Genomic DNA, 20,550 nt, shown 5'->3' on the forward strand with positions numbered 1-20,550 from the left:
CCCTAAAAAGGACTCCAGTGACGAAGGGCTCGTAACCGCCCTTCGTCACATTGGGGTATCCATGAGTCCCCCCGCGCGCGGCAAAGAGGCTAGCCTCGTGGGACTGAGCAACGTCCTCCACGCGGAAAGGGACCGAGCATGATCTATCTGCTCGCGGCCATCGGAGCGCTCACCGTCGCCGTGGTGTTGTGGCGCGCGTTCGGGATCGAGCGTGTCGGGGTGCCCTCGTCGCGACCGACCTTGGCCCCGGACGACGACCCCGACTTCCTGCGCAAGCTCGGTGAGCAGCAGCGCAAAGGTAAAGACGAGGACAAAGACTAGGGCTGAATGGGCTGGTACTGCTGGCCGCCGAAGCCGTCCGCGACGGTGGCCGCCAGTTCCAGCAGCGCCAGACGCGTGTCCTCGTCGAGCCGGTCCAGTTCGATCTCGGCGCCCTCTTCCAGGTGCGGGTCGAACGGGATGCGGCATACCGAACGGACACGCGCGCCGAAGTGCGCGGAGAGCTTGTCGAGATCGACCGAGCCGCCCTTCGGCCGCACCGAGTTGATCACCGCGACGGACCGTTTGACCAGGTCGCCGTAGCCGTGCGCCTCCAGCCAGTCGAGAGTGGCCGACGCACTGCGCGCCCCGTCGACGGAGCCTGACGAGACCACCACCAGCGCGTCCGCGACGTCCAGGACGCCCTTCATCGCCGAGTGCATCAGACCGGTCCCGCAGTCGGTGAGCACGATGTTGTAGAAGTGCTCCAGCAGGTTGACCGTGCGCCGGTAGTCGTCCTCGGAGAACGCTTCCGAGACCGCCGGATCCTGCTCGCTGGCGAGGATCTCCAGCCTGCTCCCGCCCTGCGAGGTGTACGAACGGACGTCGCTGTACCTGGTGATCTTGTCCGCGTCCCGCAGCAGGTGCCGCACGGTCGCGGTGGTCTCGATCGGGATCTTCTGCGACAGCGTCCCGCGGTCCGGGTTCGCGTCGACGGCGACCACCCGGTCACCCCGCAGCGACGCGAACGTCGAGCCCAGCGTGGTCGTCGTGGTGGTCTTGCCGACGCCGCCCTTCAAGCTCAGCATCGCGATCTTGTAGCACCCGCGCAGCGGCTGGTTGATCTGCGCGATCAGTTCGCGTTTGCGCGTGTCCTTGGGGCTCTCCCCCGGGTTGACGAGCTTGCCGGTGCCGACGTAAAGCGCCTTGCGCCAGCCCGACTGCGGCTTGCGCTTCTGCGGCTTCACCAGGCTCGCGGTGGCGAGTTCGTCCGGGAGCGCGTGCCTGCCCTGCGGCTGCGGGAGGCCGGGCACCGCCTGTTGTTGCTGTGGCGGCGGCGCGTACTGCTGCTGCGGCGGGTACTGGGCGGCCTGCTGCGGTGGCGCCTGCGGCGGCTGAGGCTGCAGCGGAGGCAGGTTCTGGTCGTAGGGCTGCTGGTACTGCTGCCCTTGCGACGGCTGCGGCAGCGGAGGAGCGGGCTGCTGCTGCGGATACTGACCCTGCTGCGGGTATTGAGGCTGGACGACCTGGGTCGGCTCGGCCTCGAAACCACTCGCGGCCGGATGCGGCGCCGAGTCCGTCCTGTCCTCGGAGAACAACTCCGAGGGCTGGGCGCTCTCGGTCGGTTCGGGGTGGCCAGGAGCCGATTCTTCGCTGGGTCCGGTCACCGCTGAATTCCTCCTCCGCGCACGTCTTCCCCCATTACCTCAGTATTGACGGTAGCCGGGTCGCGCGCAGCGGCGACGGTCAGCCCCCGGCGTAGGAGTGCAGGCCCGACGTCACCAGGTTCACGAAGAACATGTTGAAGATCGTCGCGGAGAAACCGACGATGTTGATGATCGCGGCCCGCTTCCCGCGCCAGCCCGCGGTGGCCCGGGAGTGGAGGTACGCCGCGTAGACGACCCACGCCACGAACGCGACGGTCTCCTTGGGGTCCCAGCCCCAGAACCGGCCCCACGCCGCCTCGGCCCACACCGCGCCGCACAGCACGCCGAAGGTGAAGATCGGGAAGGCGAAGATGGTGGTGCGGTAGGCGATGCGGTCGAGCACGTCCGCCGAGGGCAGCTTCGGGGCGAACTTGGCGAACTTCGCCGGGTTGTCGTCGTGCGCGGCGCGGAAAAGGTAAAGGACGCTCGCGACACCGGGCACCAGGAAGACCCCGGAGCCGATGATCGCCGCGGAGACGTGGATGACCAGCCAGTACGACTGGAGCGCGGGCTGCACCGGCGCGGCCGTCGTGTACAGCATCGTGCCGTTGACGAACATCAGGATCACGACCGGCAGCAGCAGGAAGCCGGTGAGGTGGCGGACCGGGAACTTCCGCATGATGACGAGCCAGGTCACGACGGCGATGAAGGTCGTGGCCATGCCGTATTCGTAGAGGTTGCCCCACGGCGCGCGGTGCACGGCGAACCCGCGCAGCACGATCGCGGCCAGGTGCAGCAGCGCGGCCAGCACCAGCAGCGCGGCGCCCATGCGGCCGATGCGCTCGGGGCGGCCGACCTCGCGCGGCGTCTCGACGGGCGTTCCGTAAGCAGGAGGCGGACCGCCGGCACCGACCAGCTCGCGGGCCTTCTGCTTGCTGCGTTCCGCCGCGAGCCTGCCCTTCGCGCCGAAGCCCTGCTCGACGAGGGCGAACATCAGCGCGAGGACGTAGATCGCCGCCGCGGTGGTGTAGGAGTAGTCGCTGTACTGGGACAGCGTCTCGTTGATCGGCATGACCTCTAGTTGCCTCTCTGCCCCTGGACCAGCTTGTCGCTGATCCGCTGGAACTCTTCGCCGTAGCCCGCCTGATCGGTGCGCGCCAGCCCGGCGACCTCGATCACGGTACCCGTCTCACCTTCACGCGCCGGGGTCACCCGCACCCACACCCGGCGCCGTTTGACCAGCAACGATCCCGCCAGCCCGATCAGCATCGCGACCGCGCAGACCAGCACCCAGCCCTGCACGGGGTCGTGGGAGACCTGGATGGCGACCCACTCCTGGACACCGTCGAAGCGGACCTTCGTGCCGTCGTCCAGCACGGTCTCCTGGCCCTGGTCCAGGTTCTGCCGGGTGAGCTTCTTGAGCCTGCCGTCCGCGACGAGCGACTGGTCGATCTGGAAGATCGACTGCCCGCGGCCTGCGTCGAGGCCGAGGTCGCCGCGGTAGATGTCGACGGCCACCGCCGGCTTGTTCGCCTCGGGCCGCGACGACGTCAGCACGTTGCCGTGCAGGAACGCGGTCGGGGCGAGCAGGCCGGTGATCGCGAGCTGCCGGGTGCGGCGTTCGATCGGGTCGGCGATGCCCGGCTGGTCGATCTTCGTCGCGCCTTCGGAGAGCTTCGTCGGCTCGTCGGCGGGACGCCACGGCGTGATGTTGGTGCGCACGGTGCCGTCGGGGAAGGTCACCGTGAACTTCGGGGAGTAGCCGAAGTTCAGCAGGTAGACGCGGTCGCCCGCGGTGCGCAGCGGCGAGTTGACCTCGAGCCCGTACGGCTTCCACGCGCCGGTCTTCAGATCCTCGCCGGACTGGTACTCCATGTTGGAGTGGTAGTAGTTCGCCTGCCCGTTCTCGGTGTAGCGCGCCTCGAAGTCCTTCAGGCGGATGCAGAACGCGTTGAGATCGGTGCCGTCGACGCGCAGCCCGGCGTTGAAGGTGTCGTAGCCGAGGATGCCGGAGTTGCACCACGGGCTGCCGTCGGCCTGGACGATGACCTGGCCTTCGTAGCCGAACATCTTGCCCAGCGCGAAGAAGATGATCAGGCCGAGCATGCCGAAGTGGAAGACGAGGTTGCCGGTCTCGCGGAGGTACCCGCGTTCCGCGGAGATGCTTCGGCTTCCGTCGGCCTCTTCGCGCTCGACGCGGCGCCAGCCTTTGAGCAGCGTGTGCGTGTCCGTCATGACCGTCTCGGGGGTCCGGTCGGTCGTGGTGGACACGTGATGCGGCATCCGCGAGAGCTTGCGCGGCGTGAGCACCGGCTTCGCGCGCATCGCCTTCGCGTACTCGAAGCTGCGCGGCGCGAGGCAGCCGATGAGCGAGACCATCAGCAGGATGTAGATCGCCGAGAACCAGACGCTGCCGTAGACCTCGAAGAACTGGGTGCGGTCGAGCAGTTCGCCCCACCAGCCGTGCGCGGCGATGTACTCGTCGGTCTTGGCGACGTTGAGGTTCCGTTGCGGCAGCAGGGCGCCGGGCATCGCGGCGAGCGCGAGCAGGAACAGCAGCACCAGCGCGGTTCGCATCGACGTCAGACCGCGCCAGGTGTTGCGCAGGAAACCGAGGACGCGCTTGAGCGGGGTCTGACGGTATTCGGTGGTGGTCACAAGGGCAGCCTGATGTCGGTCACGAGGGTGTTCCTGATCCAGCCGGTCATGTCGCCCCACAGCCCGGTCACCAGCAGGACGCCGACGACCAGCAGCAGGACGCCGCCGAAGACCTGCACCTGACGGCCGTGGCGGCGAAGCCAATCGGTGGCGCGGACGGCCCAGCGGGCGCCGAACGCGATGAGGAGGAACGGCAGGCCGAGGCCGAGGCAGTAGACCAGGATCAGCACGTAGCCGCGCGCCGCCGCGCCGCCGGTGGCGCTGGCCATGGACATGACCGCGGACAGCGTCGGCCCGATGCACGGCGTCCAGCCGAGCCCGAACACCGCGCCGAGCACCGGCGCGCCCCACAGTCCGCCGCGCGGCACGTGGTGCGAGCGGAACTCGCGCTGCAGCCCCGGGATCCAGCCGAGGAAGACCAGCGCCATCGCGATCGTCAGCACGCCGCCGAGGCGCTGGATGAGGTCCATGTTGAGCTGGACGACGTCGGCGATCCACACCAGCGTCCCCAGCGTCACCACGAAGACGACGGTGAACCCGAGCACGAACAGCGCCGCCGCGCCGACGACGGCGTAACGGCCCTTCTTGCGCTCCTCGTCGGCGCTGACCGCGGGGGCGTCCGCGCCGACCAGCGCCGCCAGGTACGCGAGATACCCGGGCACCAGCGGCACGACGCAAGGCGACGCGAAGGAGATCGTCCCGGCCAGCAGCGCGACACCCGCCGCGAGCAGCAGCGGCCCGGAGAGGGCCAGCTCGGTAACGGAGTTCACGCAAAGGAGCGTAGGGAGTGTGGTCGGCGTGAAAACGCCGGGGCTGGCCCAACGGGACCTACGTCGCACCCGGTCAGGACCTTGGTCCCGCCCCCTTCACGCGCGTTTCGTCCTCTGAATGCGGTCGTTGCACGCGCAAGGAACGCATTCGGAGGACGAAACGCGGGAGGGGGTCAGGCGGGTTCGGCGGCCAGGCGCTGGACGACGGGCAGCAGGTCCGACGCCAGCAGTTCCCGCAGGAAGACGGCCGCGACGCGGTGCTGTTTGTCCAGCACGATCGTCGACGGGATGATGTTGCGCGGATAACCCGAGAGCTGCAGCAGGGTCCGCCCCGACGGGTCGTAGATCGACGGGTACGTCAGTTTCCGGTCCCGCATGAAGTCCTGCGCGGGCGCCCGGTCGTTGTCCCGCAGGTCGATGCCGACCACCTGAACGCCGGACGCCTTGGTCTGGTCGTAGACCTTCTGCATCTCCGGCGCCTCGACCCGGCACGGCCCGCACCACTGGCCCCACAGGTTCAGCACGATGACCTTGCCGGGGAAGTCCGCGATCGAAAGCTGCTTGCCCTCGTTCATCAGGTCGTCGCCGGACAGCGTCGGTGACGGCTGGCGGTCCGCGACGTCGTAGGTGATGTCGACCTTCCCGCCCGGCGAAACGAAGTTGAACGAGCCGCCGGTGACGACGGCGTCCTTGCCGGTGGTGCAGCCGGTGACGACGAGCATCAGCACCGCCAGGGCCGCCAGCGCACGCTTCATGCCCCGGTCACCTTCGGGTCGGTCGTGCCGGCGGGCTCGCTGTAGACGATCCGCACGAGTTCCTCGCCCTCGAAGACCAGGCTGGTCAGCGAAGCGAGCGAACACTGCCGGTTGCGCGGGTCGTGCCAGAGCCGCTTCGCCTCCAGGAACCGCCGCACGGTCCAGATCGGCAGCTGATGCGAGACGCACAGCGCCTCGTGGCCCTCGGCCGCCCGCCGCGCGCGGTGGATCGCGCCCAGCATGCGGTGCGCGATCTCGACGTACGGCTCGCCCCACGACGGCCGGAACGGGTTGACCAGCTTCGGCCAGTGCTTCGGCTCGCGAAGCGCGCCATCGCCGACGGCGACCCGCTCGCCCTCGAACTGGTTGTCCGCCTCGATGAGCCGCTCGTCGGTCTCCACGTCGAGCCGGTGCGCGGCCGCGATCGGCGCGGCGGTCTCCTGCGCGCGCTGAAGCGGCGAAGCGACGACGTGCGTGATGTCGTGCGTCGCGACGGCTTCGGCGACCGTCAGCGCCTGGCGCTGTCCGCGGTCGGAAAGCTTGAAGCCGGGCAGGCGGCCGTAGAGGATCTTGTCCGGGTTGTACACCTCGCCGTGGCGAAGCAGGTGCACGATCGTCGTCGCGCTCACGCCTGGACCGCCTCGGCGGCTGCGCGGGCGGCCACGCGAAGCGCGGACTCGATGATCTCGAACTCGGCGTCGCCCATGGCCGCGTTGACGAACCAAGCCTCGTACGCGCTCGGCGGCGCGTACACGCCGTTGTCGAGCAGCGCGTGGAAGAACGCCGGGAACCGCCAGGTCTCCGAAGCCTGCGCGCCCGGGTAGTTCGTCACCGGGTTCTCGCTGAAGAACACGCTGACGAGGTTGCCCGCGTACTGCACGGTGTGCGTGACACCCGCCTCGGTCAGCGACCGGTCGAACAGGTCGCCGAGCCGCTTCGCGTTGGCGTCGAGGGCCGCGTACACGGCGTCGTCGGCCGCACGCAGCGTCGCAAGCCCGGTCGCGACCGCGACCGGGTTCCCGGACAGCGTCCCCGCCTGGTACACCGGCCCGCCCGGGGCCAGCTTCGCCATCACGTCGGCGCGGCCGCCGAAGGCCGCGGCGGGCAATCCGCCGGACATCACCTTGCCGAAGGTGTACAGATCGCCGGCGACACCGTCGAGACCGAACCAGCCCGCCTTCGAAACGCGGAACCCGGTCATCACCTCATCCATGATCAGCAGCGCGCCGTGCTCGTGCGCGATCTCCTTGAGCCCGGCGTTGAAGCCGTCGATCGGCGCGACGGCGCCCATGTTGCCCGCGGCGGCTTCGGTGATGATCGCGGCGATCGAGTCCGGGTTGTCCACAAAGGACTTCCGGACCGCGTCGAGATCGTTGTAGGGCAAGACGATCGTGTCGGCCGCCTGCGCGCCGGTGACACCGGGCGAGGTCGGGAGGCCGAGGGTCGCGACACCGGAGCCCGCTTCGGCGAGCAACGCGTCGACGTGACCGTGGTAGCAGCCCGCGAACTTGATGATCTTCGGCCTGCCGGTGAATCCCCTGGCCAGCCGGATCGCGCTCATCGTCGCCTCGGTGCCGGAGTTGACCAGGCGCACCCGCTCCACGGGCTCGACCCTGGCGATGATCTCCTCGGCGAGCTCGACCTCGCCGCGCGTCGGGGTGCCGAACGACAGCCCGTCGACAGCGGCTTCGCGCGCGGCGGCGACGACGTCCGGATGCGCGTGCCCGAGGATCATCGGCCCCCACGAGGAGACGAGATCGACATAGCGGGCGCCGTCCGCGTCCCAGAGATACGGTCCCTCACCGCGCACCATGAACCGCGGGGTGCCGCCGACGGAGTTGAAGGCCCGCACCGGGGAGTTCACCCCGCCCGGGATCGCGGCCTTCGCTCGTTCGAACCATGCCTTGGACTGATCGACTCCGGTAGTCACTTCCCCAGTCTCGCAAATCCCCGATGACACCCGCCGACAGGTCGTGTCTGGTACGGGCATCGCGTGTCCAGGCCCACTAGGGTGGGAAGCAGTCGGCGTCGAAACCCTCGCGGAGGAATCCACGTGTCCACGGTGCCGTCACCACCGACCCACCACCGTCGCCTGCGCTGGCAGGCCTTGGCCGGATTCATCGCCATGTCGGCGATCGTCGGCGTCGTGGCCGCGCTCGCCGTGGCCACCCGCTCCGAAGCGCACAACGCGCTGATCCGTCCGTCGTGGGCGCCGCCGGGCTGGCTCTACGGTCCGACGTGGACGGCCCTGCTCCTCGTGGTCGCCATCGCGGGCTGGTGCTACTGGCGGACCGACGGCGAGACGCGCGGCTTCGCCTTCTACGGCGTCTGCCTGCTGCTGACCCTGCTGTGGACGCCGTTGTTCTTCGCCGGCGGAGCGCACGCCCTGGCACTGGCCGACGTCGTCGTCCTGGACTTCATGGTGCCCGTCACGATGATGGAGTTCGGGCGGCGCTCGAAGCTCGCCGCCTGGCTGCTGGTGCCGTATCTGCTGTGGCTGCTGTACTCGACCGCGGTCAACGCCGCGGTCGTCTGGCTCAACTAGTCCTTGGGCTTGCGGCCCTTGGCGCGCACGGCGAGCAGGAACTGGCGGATCGCGTCCACCACGAGGATCGCGGCCAGGACGCCCAACCCGATGGCGCCGGCGAGCGGGCCGCCGAAATACCGCTGCGATTCCAGCGTCGTCGTCTCGCCGTAGGTGATCACGACCGGGACGACACCGGCCTTCCAGCACGCGAAGGCGCCCCACACCGCGAGCGCGGCGAGGATCAGCTCGACGGCCCCCACCACGGCGCGCAGGGGTTTGTGCAGCCGGGCCGCGGGCCGGGAGTCCTCCGGTGGCCACAGATCGGCGCCGGTCGGCTGGGGAAGGTCGATCACGGTGAGCAGTTTCTCATGACTCTGTGGTGCGAGCACGCACCAAATCCCCGAGAGCCTCGCGAAGGGCGTCCGGATCCTTCGCCCAAGCGCGCACGAACACGCCGTCTTCGAGCTTCAACCCGACTTCGCCGAACTTCTTGGGGATCGTCCAGCCGCCGCCGAGGACGCGCGAGCCGACCGGAGCCTCGTCTTCCAGGACCTCGGCGATCCTGGCCGCCTCCAGCGTTTCCTTGCCCTGCCGGTAGCCGTCCGCCGTGACTTCGAGCGAGAGATACCGGCGGCGCGCGTAGACCCAGGGAACGGTGATCGCCACCAGCCCCACCGCGACCAGGATCCAGGCGAGCCAATGGACCGGGCCGCCGGTCGCCAGTTCGGCGAGCAGCCCGGCGAGGGCGAACAGTGGCGCCCACAGCAAAGCCGTCCAGCCGACGCCGGGTTCGTCGTAGCGGGGCGGCTCGGCGGTCATGGCAGCGTGCGCCCGACCTTCGGGAAATGATCGGAAACGCTGGGCAGGTACATGAGGACCAGCGCGATCGCCACCAGCAACGTGGAGACGAGCAGGAACACGTTTAGCGAGCCGCGCAGGATCAGCAGTTCCACCAGGACCAGGAAGACCGCCCCCACGGTAAGGACCGTCCTGGCCGACCGCGTTCCCTCACGGGCCTTGTACGCGAACAACGCGAACAGGACGGCGAAGGTGAGCGCACCGCCGAACAGCATCCACAGCAGGGTGTTCACGCCGGACGCGACCTGCGCCGGGTCGGCGGGCTGGCCGGGGACCGGGTTCTCCCTGATCTGCTTGAGGATCCCCTCGGTCAGTTCGTCCTTCAGCACCAGCAGGGCGATCTGGCCGGCCACCAGGACGACACCGGCGAGGATCCACAGCCAAAACGAGATCGCGACCGGCTTCGGCACCACGATCTTCGGCGGCTTCTGGCCCGGCAGGATCGGATCCGGGGACATTCCGCGCTTACGGCGCTCGTCGTCCGTTTCGTCGGCTTTGCTGTCGCTCACGCGAGGCAGCCTAGTCCAGCCAAGCAGCGGCTTCGGCGGCCCAGTAGGTCAGGATCATGTCCGCGCCCGCGCGGCGGATCGAGGTCAGCACCTCGAGGATCGTGCGCTCGCGGTCGAGCCAGCCGTTCGCCGCGGCGGCCTCGACCATCGCGTACTCGCCCGAGATGTTGTACGCCGCGACGGGAACCGGCGACGCCTCGGCGGCGGCCCTGATGACGTCCAGATAGGACAGGGCGGGCTTGACCATGACCATGTCGGCGCCCTCGGCGATGTCCAGCTCGATCTCGCGCAGCGCCTCACGCACGTTGCCCGGATCCTGCTGATACGTCTTCCGGTCGCCCTTCAGCTGCGAGTCGACGGCCTCGCGGAAGGGGCCGTAGAACGCGCTGGCGAACTTGGCCGAGTACGCGAGGATCCCGGCGTCGGTGTGCCCGGCGCGGTCCAGCGCACCGCGGATGACGCCGACCTGGCCGTCCATCATGCCGCTCGGGCCGAGCAGATGAGCGCCCGCTTCCACCTGCGCCAGTGCCATTTCCGCGTACACGCGCAGGGTCGCGTCGTTGTCGACACCGCCGTCGGCGTCGAGGACGCCGCAATGACCGTGGTCGGTGAACTCGTCGAGGCACGTGTCCGCCATCAGGACCGTCGCGTCGCCGAGCTCGGACCTCAGGTCGCGCAGGGCGACGTTGAGGATGCCGTTCGGGTCGATGGCGCCGGAGCCCTCCGCGTCCCGGGTCTTCGGGATGCCGAACAGCATCAAGCCGCCGACACCGGCGTTGACCGCCTCGACGGCGGCCTTGCGCAGCGTGTCGCGGGTGTGCTGGACGACCCCGGGCATGCTGGAGATCGGGCGGGGCGTGTCGGCGCCCTCGGCCACGAACATCGGGAGGATCAGCTGACGTGGGCGCAGCGTCGTCTCACCGACCAGCCTGCGCATCGCCGGAGTGGTACGGAGCCTGCGGGGACGATGTTCGGGAAACACCCTCACGACGGTACTCCCGCCCGCTTGAGAGGCGGTGAACGGCCGAACCTTCCTAAGGAACGGTAAAGAGTCACCTTTGTCCGATTCCTCCACGGTGTGACGTGGGTTACCTTCCACGGCATGTCGAGTTCAACGGTGACCGACCAACTGGAAGAACCGCCCGTCGGCTGGCGCGCACGGCTGCGCCAGGTCGGGCCAGGGATCATGGCCGCGGCGACCGGGGTCGGCGCGGGCGACCTCGTCGCGACGATGGTGGCCGGATCGCGCTTCGGGTACACGCTGCTGTGGGCGGTGCTCGTCGGCACGATCTTCAAACTCGCGCTGGCCGAAGCCGTCGGCCGCTGGCATCTGACCTCGGGCCGGACGATCCTTTCCGGCTGGCGGACGCTCGGGATTTGGGCCCTGATCTACTTCGGGATCTACGCGGTGATCTGGGGCTTCGTCTACGGCGCGACCGCCATGTCCGCGTCGGGGCTGCCACTGAACGCGCTCTTCCCCGCGATTTCGGTGCGGTACTGGGCGATGATCTGCGGCCTGCTCGGCTTCGCGCTGGTGTGGTTCGGGCGCTACGCGATCATCGAGAAACTGATGACGGTGCTCACCGGCGTCATGTTCGTGACCGTGGTCGGCACCGCGATCCTCGTCGTGCCGAATTTCGCCGAACTGTTCAAGGGCGCCGTCCCGACCCTGCCCGACGGCTCGCTCGTGTACGTCCTCGGCCTGGTCGGCGGCGTCGGCGGCACGATCACCATGGCGGCCTATGGCTACTGGACGCTCGCGAAGGGCTGGCGTTCGTCGAAGTGGCTGCCGATGATGCGCACCGACAACGCCGTCGGCTACGTGATGACCGGGATCTTCGTGATCGCGATGCTGATCGTCGGCGCGGAACTGTTGCTGGGCCAGAAGATCATCTCGGGCGACAAGGGCCTGCTGTTCCTCGGCGACACCCTCGCCGCGGACTACGGGCAGTGGGCGCGGATCCCGTTCCTCATCGGCTTCTTCGCCGTTTCGTTCACGTCGGTGATCGGTGTCTGGCACGGCGTGAGCCTGCTGTTCGCCGACTGGTGGCGCATTCTGCGGCTGCCCGCGAACACGACGGAAAGCGTTGAGGCGTATGAGAAGAAGGCAGGCGAACGCAGTGTCGCGTACCGCGGATACGTGCTGTGGCTGACCTTCCCGCCGATGGCGTTGCTGTTCCTGGACCAGCCGTTCCAGCTCACCGTGATCTACGGCGTGCTGGGCGCGTTGTTCATGCCGTTCCTGGCGGCGACCTTGCTGGTGCTGCTGAACACGTCACGGGTGCCGAGGGAAGGGCGTTCGCGGTGGCTTTCGAACGGGCTTTTGGGCATCTGCCTGGCGATGTTCGCTTACCTGGCGTACACGGAGGTCGTGAAGTTCTTCAGCTGAGGCCGCACTTACGTGATCGAAGCCGGAACTCGCGTGATCAACGGCGGAACACCGAGTGCGGCATCCAATCACGCGAGTCACGTCCCTGATCACGCTAGTCACGCCTTTGCTCACGCCGCGCCTGTCTGCCCAGTCCGTGAAGCATCGGTCCGCGGCCTCAGCAGTCACGGCGGCGACCCAAGTACGTGAAGGCCCCCTTCACTGCGTCTAGCGCAATGAAGGGGGCCTTCACGTACTAACCGATCGTCAGGAGCGGCGAGCCCGCTTCGCCTTGCGAGGCGGCGGAAGCGCACCTTCGGCACGAAGCCGGGCGGCGTGCTCGGCGAGCGCGTCGACCAGGTGCGGGACGTCGGCCTTCTCGGGCTGGACGTCGACCCGCAGCCCGAACTCCACGGCGGTCTCCGCGGTCTTCGGGCCGATGCACGCGACCAGCGTGCGGGTGTGCGGCTTGCCGGCGATGCCGACGAGGTTCCGCACGGTCGAGGACGAGGTGAAGCAGACCGCGTCGAAACCGCCGGTCTTGATCATCTCGCGGGTCTCGGCGGGCGGCGGCGCGGCCCGCACGGTGCGGTACGCGGTCACGTCGTCGATCTCCCAGCCGCGTTCGCGCAGGCCGGCCGAAAGGGTCTCGGTGGCGATGTCCGCCCGCGGCAGCAGCACGCGGTCGACCGGGTCGAGGACGTCGTCGTACGGCGGGAACTCGGCGAGGAGACCCTCCGAGGACTGCTCGCCCTCCGGGATCAGCTCGGGGATGATGCCGAACGAGCGCACCTTCGCGGCGGTCGATTCGCCGACGCAGGCGATCTTCACGCCGGAGAAGGCGCGGGCGTCGAGGCCGAACTCCTCGAACTTCTCCCACACCGCGCGGACGGCGTTGGTCGAGGTGAAGACGATCCACTGGTAGCGGCCGTCGACGAGACCCTTGACCGAACGCTCCATCTGGGCGGGGCTGCGCGGCGGCTCGACCGAGATGGTCGGGACCTCGTGCGAGGTGGCGCCGTGGCCGCGAAGCCGCTCCGCCATCTCACCGGCCTGCTCCTTGGTGCGCGGCACCAGGACCTTCCAGCCGTACAGCGCGCGCGACTCCCACCACGACAGCTTCGAGCGCTGCCCGACGGCCTGGCCGATGGTCACGATGAGCGGGCCGACGAGCTCGCCCGCCTCGTTCGCGACGGTGGCCAGCGTGGTGTCCAGGGTGCGCTGGGTGTTGATGGTGCCGTTCGACGTGACGGCGACCGGGGTGGTCGGCGCCAGTCCGTGCTCGGTCAGCGCGGACGCGGCCTCGGCCAGGTGCGCCGACGTCGCGTGCAGCACGATCGGGCCGGGGGTCGCGGCCAGCGCGGCCCAATCGACGTCGCCGCGGACGTCGACCTCGGTGTGCGTTCCACCGAGCGCGACACCGGCGTACGCCGGGACGGCCGCGCCGGGCGAGACGCCCGGGATGATGTCGAACACGGCGCTGGTCCGGGAAACGGCCTGCACCTCGGCGACGACGGCGGGCTGGGTCAGCGGGTCACCGGCGATGAGCCGGAGCACCAGTCGTCCGGCCTTGGCCTCGTTCACCAGGTCCTTGGCGACCTCGGTGGCCTCGCCGACGGCGGGGCGCACTTCGGCGCCCTCGGCGGCGAAGGCCAGGACGCCCGAAGGGACGTCCGGGTCGGTCACCACGACCTCGGCCTTGGCGAGCAGCTCCTGAGCGCGGACGGTCAGCAGACCGGCGTCACCGGGGCCCGAGCCCACGAAGGCGACACGCCCGGTGGTCTTACGCGCGGGGGTCATCTGTGCGTTCTCCTCTTGAGCGGCCGCAGTCGAGCGCGGCCCTACCTTCAACGTTCTGACTCACTGGGCGGGGCCGGACAGCGCACCGGCCCCCAGGTCGAGCAGCTCGGTGGCCAGTGTCCGGCCGAGCTGATCGGCTTCGTGCTTGTCGGCGAGCGCGGAAGCGCGCACCATGTCGACCGCGTCCCCGTCCCCTTCGACGGCGGCGGTGCCCCGCAACGAGATCCGCTCGACGACCCGCCCTTCGGCGTCCAGGTCCTCGACGATCTCCGCCAGCGCTCCGACCGGTGCGCTGCACCCGGCCTCCAGCGCCGCGAGCAACGCCCGCTCGGCGGTCGCCACGGCACGGGTGCCTTCATCGTCCACTGTGGATCCGAGCAGGTGCTCGATGTCCACGTCACCGGTCCGGCACTCCACCGCCAGCGCACCCTGCGCGGGTGCGGGCAGCATCTGGATCGGGTCGAGGGTCTCGGTGATCTCCTCCGCCCGGCCGATCCTGGCCAGTCCGGCACGCGCCAGGATGACGGCGTCGAGCTCTCCGTCGCTCACCTTGCGCATGCGGGTGTCGATATTGCCTCGGATCGGCACGATTTCCAAACCGAGACCGAGCGCGCGCAGCTGCGCGGTCCGCCGCGGCGAGCCGGTGCCGACGGTCGAGCCGGGCGGGAGCTCGCCCAGTGTCAGCCCGTCACGGGCGATCAGCGCGTCACGCGGGTCCTCGCGGCGCGGCACGGCGGCGAGCGTGATGCCCGGCTCCGGCTTCGTCGGGAGGTCCTTGTAGGAGTGCACGATGACGTCGACTTCCTCGCGCAGCAAGGCTTCGCGCAGCGCGGAAGTGAAGACGCCGACCCCGATCGTGGGGATCGGCGCGGACGACTTGTCGCCGGGGGTCGTCACGGTGACGAGCTCGACCTCGGCCCCGGTGGCACGCAGGGCGTCGGCGATGGTGCCGGTCTGCGCGAGGGCGAGTTTGCTGCCGCGCGTCCCGATGCGGATGACTCTGCTCACTGGATGATCACTCGTCTTTCGGCGTTGCGGTGGGACTCGCCACCGCTGCGGGCGCCTGCGGGTCGAGGCAGAACAGCTCACGCAGCGCGTTGGCGTAGTCGGTGTCGGCCGTCTCGGCGGCCAGCTGCTTGACCCGCACCGTCGGCGCGTGCAGCAGCTTGTCGACCACGCGGCGGACCGTGCGGCCGACCTCCTCGCGGACCCCGGCGTCGAGGTCCGGCAGGCGGTTGTCCAGCCGCAGGAGTTCGGCGTCGACCACCTCGGCCGCCCGGCGCCGCAGCGCCGTCACCGTCGGGGTCACCTCGGCGCTGCGCTGGCCGGCGAGGTACTCGCGCACCTCGTCGAGCACGATGCCGGTGGCCTTCGCGGTCTGCCGCTCGGTGGTCGGGGTGCCCGCTTCCCGCATGCGGCGCTGGATGGTTTCGAGGTCGACCACGGTGACGTCGGCCAGTGCGGCGACGTCGTGGTCGACGTCACGCGGGAGGCCGAGGTCGCAGACGACCAGCGGGCGCCCGGCACGGGCCGGGACGTGTGCGGCGGTGAAGACCGCGGCCTGCGCGCCGGTGCAGCAGACGACGACGTCCGCCTCGGCGACCGAGTCCGCGATCCCGCTCATCTGGACGGCCTTCGCGGGCACTCCCTGCTCGACGCTCGCGGCGGCGAGGCGGGCGGCCCTGGCCTCGGTGCGGTTGGCGATGGTGATCTCGCCGATCCCGGACTTGCGCAGCTGGGACGCGGTCAGCGCGCCCATCGAACCGGCGCCGATGATCAGCGCGTGCTTGCCCGCGATGTCCCCGGCCGCGGCGAGCGCCTCGGAGACCACCGACGCGCCGAGCTGGTCGAGCCCGGTCTCGGTGTGGACGCGTTTGCCGACGCGCAGCGTGGTCTGGATCAGCTCGTGCAACGTGCGGCCGACGGTGCCGGCCTCCCGCGCGGTGGCGTAGGAGGACCGGATCTGGCCGAGGATCTGCGTCTCGCCGACGACCATCGAGTCCAGCCCCGAGGTGACCGAGAACAGGTGCTCGATCGCGGCGCCGGCGTAGTGCACGTACAGCGACTCGTAGAGGTCCGCGGGCTGCATGCCGGCCTGGCGGGCGAGCACGTCGGAAACGTCGTTGAGGCCACCGTGGAAGGTCTCGACGACGGCGTAGACCTCGATGCGGTTGCAGGTCGAGACGAGGATCGCCTCGCTGACGTGCTCGGCCTGCTGCAGTTCGTGGAGCACCTTGGTCACGTCGGTCGCGGGGACCGCGACGCGCTCCAAGGTGTTCAGCTCGGCACTGCGGTGCGAAAGCCCGACCGCCAACACGCTCATTTCAGCGCACCACCATTCCGTTGCCGTGGCCGTTCACGCTGCCATTCTCGGCGCCCCCGGGGCCACTGTCCCCTCCGCCGTTGCCGTTAGCGGCCAGATCGGCGCGACGAGCGACGTGGAACGACAGGATCTGCAGCTCGACCGCGAGATCGACCTTGCGCACCTCGATATGTGCCGGAACCTGCAGCACGACCGGGGCGAAATTCAGGATGCACTGCACGCCACCTGCGACGAGCCGGTCGCAGACCGACTGCGCGGCGGTGGGCGGAGTGGCGATGACGCCGATGGAGATCTGCCGTTCGGCGCAGACTTTGGGGATCTCGTCGAGATGTGAGACCGGGAGACCGCCGACCGGGACGCCGACCAGATCCGGGTCGAGGTCGAACAGCGCCTCGACCGGGAACCCGCGGCCGGGGAACCCGCCGTAGTTGGCGAGCGCGTGCCCGAGATTACCGATGCCGACCACGGCGACCTTGTGCTTGCGGGTCAGGCCGAGGATGCGCTCGATCTGGCTGACCAGCACCTGGACGTCGTAGCCGACACCACGGGTGCCGTAGGAGCCGAGGTAGGACAGGTCCTTGCGCAGTTTCGCGGAGTTGACGCCCGCGGCCTGCGAGAGCTCCTCGCTGGAGATCGTCGTCGCGCCCTGCTCGGCCAGCCCGGAGAGAACACGGAGGTAGACGGCGAGGCGGGCGACGGCGGCTTCGGGGATCGACTTCGCGCGGACCGCTTCCGGCTCGGCGGTGGTCTCGACGGCGGGCATCTCCGCGGTGGGCGCGTTGTCGGCGTCCGGTGTCACCCGGGTGCGCCGGCCTCGTTGCGACACCACGCTTGTCCGCTCCCTCTGGTCCCTGCTGACGACATGAATCGCCCGAACCTGGAAAACGGCTCTTGACCCGCCGCGCTGAGTCCGGTTCGATGCCGGGCGCTTTCGGAGGCGACGTATCTACGGTAGCCACTTGTGAACGCAGGCACAAAGTCACTGGTAGGTGCTGTGGTCAGTCTCTCTAGCGCGCGTTGACCGTCACCGTGTGCCAGCCGGTGGCGCCGTCCGGCACGGTCCCGGCGCGCTCCTGCGTCTGTGTGTAACCGGACTGGTCCGTGGCCCGGACGGCGATCTCGTGCTGACCAGCGGCGACGTCGACCTCGGTCCACCACATCCGCCAGGTGTCCTTCGACGTCTCCGCCGACAGGACGGCCTCCTTCCACGGCCCCTGGTCGACACGGACCTCGACCTTCGCGACACCGGTGTGCTGTGCCCACGCGGTCCCGGACACCACGACCTTGCCCGCGTTCACCGCCGAACCCGGCGCGTCGATCCGCGACTGCGTCTTCACCGGCGCTTCCTTGGCCCAGCCGCGGTCGAGCCAGTACGCCTTGCGCTCCGCCCAGGTGGTGATCTCCAGCTCGGTCACCCATTTCGTGGCGGACACGTAGCCGTAGAGCCCGGGGATCACGATCCGCGCGGGGAAGCCGTGCTCGATCGGGAGCGGTTCGCCGTCCATGCCGAGGGCGAGCATCGCGCCGCGTCGCGGATCCAGGGCGGCTTCGACCGGGGTTCCGCAGGTCCAGCCGTCGACGCTGGTCGCGAACATCTGCTCGGCGCCGGGTTTCACGCCCGCCTCGTTCAGCAGATCCCGCAGGTCGATGCCGATCCAGCGCGCGTTGGAGATGTACGGGCCACCGACCTCGTTGGAGACACAGCACAGGGTGACGTCGCGTTCGATCAGCGGGCGCGAGCGGAGATCTTCATACCGATAGGTGACTTCGCGCTCGACCATCCCGCGGATCTGCAGGCTCCAATCCTTGGTGCGGACCTGCGGGACCACCAGCGCCGTGTCGATCCGGTAGAAATCCTTCGAAGGAGTGAGATACGGCGGGGTGCCGAGCTTCGCGAAATCCGCGTCGGGCGGGATCGGCGGCGCGGTCCTCGCCGCGACGAGCCTGCCGACGGCGGCCCGCGACTCCTCCGCGTTCTTCCTGGTCCCGGCGATCTGGCCGGTCAGCGCGGCGACGCCGGCGCCCGCCGCGACGGACGCGCCGGTGATCAGCACCCTGCGCCGGTCCGGGCCTTCGCCTTCACGGTCGTCGAAGAACACCTTCGGGCGGAAGAACGAATGCAGCCGCGTGAACACGATCAGCGCGACGACGGTGGCGATCACCGGCGCCAGCAGCGCGATCTGCCCGAGGTCGGTACGCACGAATACCGCCGCGACACCTGCCGCGCCGAGGACGCCGACGATCACCTGGCCCGGTAGCGGCGTACGGCGCGAGAGCTGCCCGGCGAGCAGCGCGAACAGCACCAGCACCACGGCCAGGCCGATCTTGAGGACGGGCTTGTCCCAGGTCTCCAGCGTCCGCTCGGCCCAGGCGACCACCGCGTGCGGGCTGTGGTCGATGACGAAGTTCGCGACGGCGACGAACGGCGAGGCCGTGTACCCGACGAAGCCCGCGACGAGATGTCCCACGCCGAGGGCTGCCGCCAGTGACAGGAGCCCGGTCAGTGCGGCTTGCGGGAAGGTGAGCCTGCGTTCGTCGTCCACGACTCCATCTTCGGAGCGAATCGGCCATCGGGGCGGCCGATCGCCCCTTACGAGTGTGTTACGCCAATGCTTTCCGGAGCCTGTCCTCTTCGACGCGCCAGTAGCCGTGCTCGGCGTCGTCGACGAGGATCACCGGCACGCGGTCGCCATATTCGGCCCGCCATTCGGGATCGCTGTCGACGTCCTGGGCCGACCAGGCGACACCCAGCTCGCCGCAGATCCGCTCGATGTCCTGTTCCGCGACCTCGCACAGGTGGCAGCCCGTGCGGGTCATGACGGTGACGTGGTGGGCCATGCCCCAATCCTTACCTGAGGCGCATCCTGCGCAGCTTCCCGGTGGCGGAATGCGGCAGCGACTCCGCGAACTCGACGGTGTGCGGCACCTTGTACCCGGCCAGATGCTCGGCGCAGTGCTCGACGACCTGCTGTTCCGACAGCGCTGCGCCCGGCGCGGGGACGACGACGGCCTTCACCGCCTCACCGGTCCGCTCGTCGACGACGCCGACGACGCCCGCCTCGACGACCTCGTCCAGCATCGAAATCACGTTCTCGACCTCGTGCGGGAAGACGTTGAAACCGTTGACGATGATCAGGTCGTTGGCCCGGTCCACCAGGTGCAGGTCGCCGTCGGTGTCGAGGTAGCCGACGTCGCCGGTGCGGAACCAGCCTTCCTCGTCGGGTCCGTGCGAGCCGTCGGGCCAGTAACCGGAGAACAGGTTCGCGCCGCGGATCGACACCAGGCCGGTGCCGCCGTCCTCGTCGAAGGCGTCACCGAGGTCGTCCGGGTCCAGCGGGACGGGCTCCGCGTCGCCGTCGCTGTCGACGAGCCGGAGCTCGACGCCGGGCAGCGGCCGCCCGACCGAACCGGGCTTCGGGTAGCCGGTGACCAGGGTCGTGGTGACCACGGGCGCGCATTCGGTGAGGCCGTAGCCCTCGTAGACGTCGAGTCCGGTGGCGCCGCGGAGGGCGGTGAGGATCTTGGGATGCAGCGGCGCCGCGCCCGAGGTCATCCGCCGCACGGTGGACAGGCCCTGGCCGAGTTCCTCGGGGTCCATCGCGGCGAATTCGGCGTACATCGCGGGTACGCCGGCGATCGACGTCACCCGGTACTCGGTGCAGTCGGCCAGCGTGCGCTCGGCGAGGAAACGTTCGGACAGGATCGCCGTCGCGCCGACCGCCGTGGTCTGCAGCAGGCCGAGGCCGTAGACGTGGAACAGCGGGATGGTGATGAGCACGCGGTCGCCGTGTACGAGCGGCGCCGGGACGATCCGGCTCAGCTGGTCGAGGTTCGCCAGCAGCGCCCGGTGCGACAGCATCACGCCGCGCGGCGGGCCGGTGGTGCCGGAGGTGTACGAGATGACCGCTATGTCCTCACCGGCGCCGGACGCGTCGACCGGTTCGGCTGCTCCATCCGAGGTAACAGCCGGTGAGAGGCTTGTCACCCCGTCGGGGAGTTCCTCGGTGGGTTCGCGTTCGAGGACGAGCCGGGCGCCGCTGTGCTCCAGCAGCCCGTTCAGTTCCGCGGCCGGCCCCTGCGGCGAGATCGGGACGACCACCGCGCCCGCCCGGAGCGCCCCGAACAGTGAGACGGCGAACGCGGCCGACGTCGGCAGCCGCAACGCCACCCGGTCACCGCGCTCGATTCCCGCGTCGAGCAGGGCGCGGGCCAGCGTGTGGGCGGCGTTGTCGAGTTCCGCCCACGTCAGCGCGACGCCTCCGCCGGTCTCCTGGACGGCCGCCTTGCCCGGCCACTGACGAGCGGCCTCGGCGAGCAAAGTGGGCACACTTGCATCGGCAACCTGCTCCGCGCTCAA

General features: G+C 69.6%; 21 protein-coding genes. 3 read left to right on the forward strand and 18 right to left on the reverse strand.

From position 1 onward, the window contains the following. Positions 1-138: 138 nt before the first annotated feature. Entirely contained in the window at positions 139-321 is a 183-nt protein-coding gene (locus AJAP_RS36650; RefSeq protein ID WP_016330943.1) for a hypothetical protein, read from the forward strand. Here AJAP_RS36650 and AJAP_RS36655 read toward each other — a convergent pair. The 7 genes from AJAP_RS36655 to hemL all read right to left on the reverse strand — a co-directional run bounded on the left by AJAP_RS36655 (position 318) and on the right by hemL (position 7,738). After that, a complete protein-coding gene (locus AJAP_RS36655) occupies positions 318-1,646 on the reverse strand; it encodes a MinD/ParA family ATP-binding protein (RefSeq protein WP_038520103.1) in 1,329 nt (442 codons plus the stop codon). The two genes, AJAP_RS36650 and AJAP_RS36655, sit on opposite strands and share 4 nt — an antisense overlap. A gap of 79 nt (positions 1,647-1,725) precedes the next feature. After that, positions 1,726-2,697, reverse strand: coding sequence for a c-type cytochrome biogenesis protein CcsB (ccsB, locus tag AJAP_RS36660; protein ID WP_037332963.1), 972 nt, complete (start codon positions 2,695-2,697; stop codon positions 1,726-1,728). 5 nt (positions 2,698-2,702) lie between these two features. Then, the gene (gene resB, locus AJAP_RS36665) at positions 2,703-4,283 is read right to left on the reverse strand and encodes a cytochrome c biogenesis protein ResB (protein WP_038520106.1); all 1,581 of its coding nucleotides are present in this window, start codon (positions 4,281-4,283) and stop codon (positions 2,703-2,705) included. Further along, positions 4,280-5,053: a cytochrome c biogenesis CcdA family protein gene (locus AJAP_RS36670; protein ID WP_038520108.1), complete on the reverse strand. Its 774-nt coding sequence runs from the start codon at positions 5,051-5,053 to the stop codon at positions 4,280-4,282. Before AJAP_RS36670 ends, resB begins: the two co-directional genes overlap by 4 nt. A 173-nt stretch (positions 5,054-5,226) precedes the next feature. Further along, the gene (locus AJAP_RS36675) at positions 5,227-5,808 is read right to left on the reverse strand and encodes a TlpA family protein disulfide reductase (protein ID WP_038520111.1); all 582 of its coding nucleotides are present in this window, start codon (positions 5,806-5,808) and stop codon (positions 5,227-5,229) included. Beyond that, the gene (locus tag AJAP_RS36680; protein WP_038520113.1) at positions 5,805-6,437 is read right to left on the reverse strand and encodes a histidine phosphatase family protein; all 633 of its coding nucleotides are present in this window, start codon (positions 6,435-6,437) and stop codon (positions 5,805-5,807) included. Before AJAP_RS36680 ends, AJAP_RS36675 begins: the two co-directional genes overlap by 4 nt. Then, positions 6,434-7,738, reverse strand: a complete 1,305-nt coding sequence (gene hemL / locus AJAP_RS36685) for a glutamate-1-semialdehyde 2,1-aminomutase (protein WP_037332971.1) — start codon at positions 7,736-7,738, stop codon at positions 6,434-6,436. Before hemL ends, AJAP_RS36680 begins: the two co-directional genes overlap by 4 nt. A gap of 123 nt (positions 7,739-7,861) precedes the next feature. On the opposite strand from hemL, the gene AJAP_RS36690 reads away from it, so the two are divergent. Next, entirely contained in the window at positions 7,862-8,353 is a 492-nt protein-coding gene (locus tag AJAP_RS36690) for a tryptophan-rich sensory protein (protein WP_038520115.1), read from the forward strand. Here the strand turns inward: AJAP_RS36690 and AJAP_RS36695 are convergent. From AJAP_RS36695 to hemB, 4 genes are read right to left on the reverse strand one after another with little or no spacing between them, the layout of a single operon-like run. Next, positions 8,350-8,724, reverse strand: a complete 375-nt coding sequence (locus tag AJAP_RS36695) for a hypothetical protein (protein WP_037332976.1) — start codon at positions 8,722-8,724, stop codon at positions 8,350-8,352. The genes AJAP_RS36690 and AJAP_RS36695 overlap by 4 nt on opposite strands. Next, on the reverse strand, positions 8,702-9,154 hold the full coding sequence (locus AJAP_RS36700) for a hypothetical protein (RefSeq protein WP_037332978.1): 453 nt from the start codon (positions 9,152-9,154) through the stop codon (positions 8,702-8,704). Before AJAP_RS36700 ends, AJAP_RS36695 begins: the two co-directional genes overlap by 23 nt. Next, entirely contained in the window at positions 9,151-9,702 is a 552-nt protein-coding gene (locus AJAP_RS36705) for a hypothetical protein (protein WP_038520117.1), read from the reverse strand. The genes AJAP_RS36700 and AJAP_RS36705 overlap by 4 nt, the downstream gene beginning before the upstream one ends. Positions 9,703-9,712: 10 nt before the next feature. Then, positions 9,713-10,684, reverse strand: a complete 972-nt coding sequence (hemB, locus tag AJAP_RS36710; protein WP_073846371.1) for a porphobilinogen synthase — start codon at positions 10,682-10,684, stop codon at positions 9,713-9,715. A 120-nt stretch (positions 10,685-10,804) separates the two neighbouring features. Between hemB and AJAP_RS36715 the strand changes: the two genes are divergently transcribed. Beyond that, positions 10,805-12,091, forward strand: coding sequence for an Nramp family divalent metal transporter (locus AJAP_RS36715; protein WP_038520122.1), 1,287 nt, complete (start codon positions 10,805-10,807; stop codon positions 12,089-12,091). Between the two features lie 246 nt (positions 12,092-12,337). Here AJAP_RS36715 and AJAP_RS36720 read toward each other — a convergent pair whose 3' ends face one another. The 7 genes from AJAP_RS36720 to AJAP_RS36750 all read right to left on the reverse strand — a co-directional run bounded on the left by AJAP_RS36720 (position 12,338) and on the right by AJAP_RS36750 (position 20,520). Then, the gene (locus AJAP_RS36720; RefSeq protein WP_038520123.1) at positions 12,338-13,870 is read right to left on the reverse strand and encodes a bifunctional uroporphyrinogen-III C-methyltransferase/uroporphyrinogen-III synthase; all 1,533 of its coding nucleotides are present in this window, start codon (positions 13,868-13,870) and stop codon (positions 12,338-12,340) included. 60 nt (positions 13,871-13,930) lie between these two features. Further along, positions 13,931-14,878, reverse strand: coding sequence for a hydroxymethylbilane synthase (gene hemC, locus AJAP_RS36725; protein ID WP_038520125.1), 948 nt, complete (start codon positions 14,876-14,878; stop codon positions 13,931-13,933). 7 nt (positions 14,879-14,885) lie between these two features. Continuing rightward, positions 14,886-16,193, reverse strand: coding sequence for a glutamyl-tRNA reductase (locus AJAP_RS36730; RefSeq protein WP_038520127.1), 1,308 nt, complete (start codon positions 16,191-16,193; stop codon positions 14,886-14,888). 1 nt (position 16,194) lies between these two features. Beyond that, a complete protein-coding gene (locus tag AJAP_RS36735; RefSeq protein WP_378418400.1) occupies positions 16,195-17,022 on the reverse strand; it encodes a redox-sensing transcriptional repressor Rex in 828 nt (275 codons plus the stop codon). Positions 17,023-17,200: 178 nt separating this feature from the next. Beyond that, on the reverse strand, positions 17,201-18,736 hold the full coding sequence (locus tag AJAP_RS36740) for a molybdopterin-dependent oxidoreductase (protein WP_038520131.1): 1,536 nt from the start codon (positions 18,734-18,736) through the stop codon (positions 17,201-17,203). A 58-nt stretch (positions 18,737-18,794) separates the two neighbouring features. Further along, on the reverse strand, positions 18,795-19,031 hold the full coding sequence (locus AJAP_RS36745; RefSeq protein WP_038520134.1) for a glutaredoxin family protein: 237 nt from the start codon (positions 19,029-19,031) through the stop codon (positions 18,795-18,797). Between the two features lie 10 nt (positions 19,032-19,041). Next, entirely contained in the window at positions 19,042-20,520 is a 1,479-nt protein-coding gene (locus AJAP_RS36750) for an AMP-binding protein (protein ID WP_038520136.1), read from the reverse strand. Between the last annotated feature and the right edge of the window lie 30 nt (positions 20,521-20,550).

This window comes from Amycolatopsis japonica, assembly GCF_000732925.1.
In the GTDB taxonomy this organism is placed as follows: domain Bacteria; phylum Actinomycetota; class Actinomycetes; order Mycobacteriales; family Pseudonocardiaceae; genus Amycolatopsis; species Amycolatopsis japonica.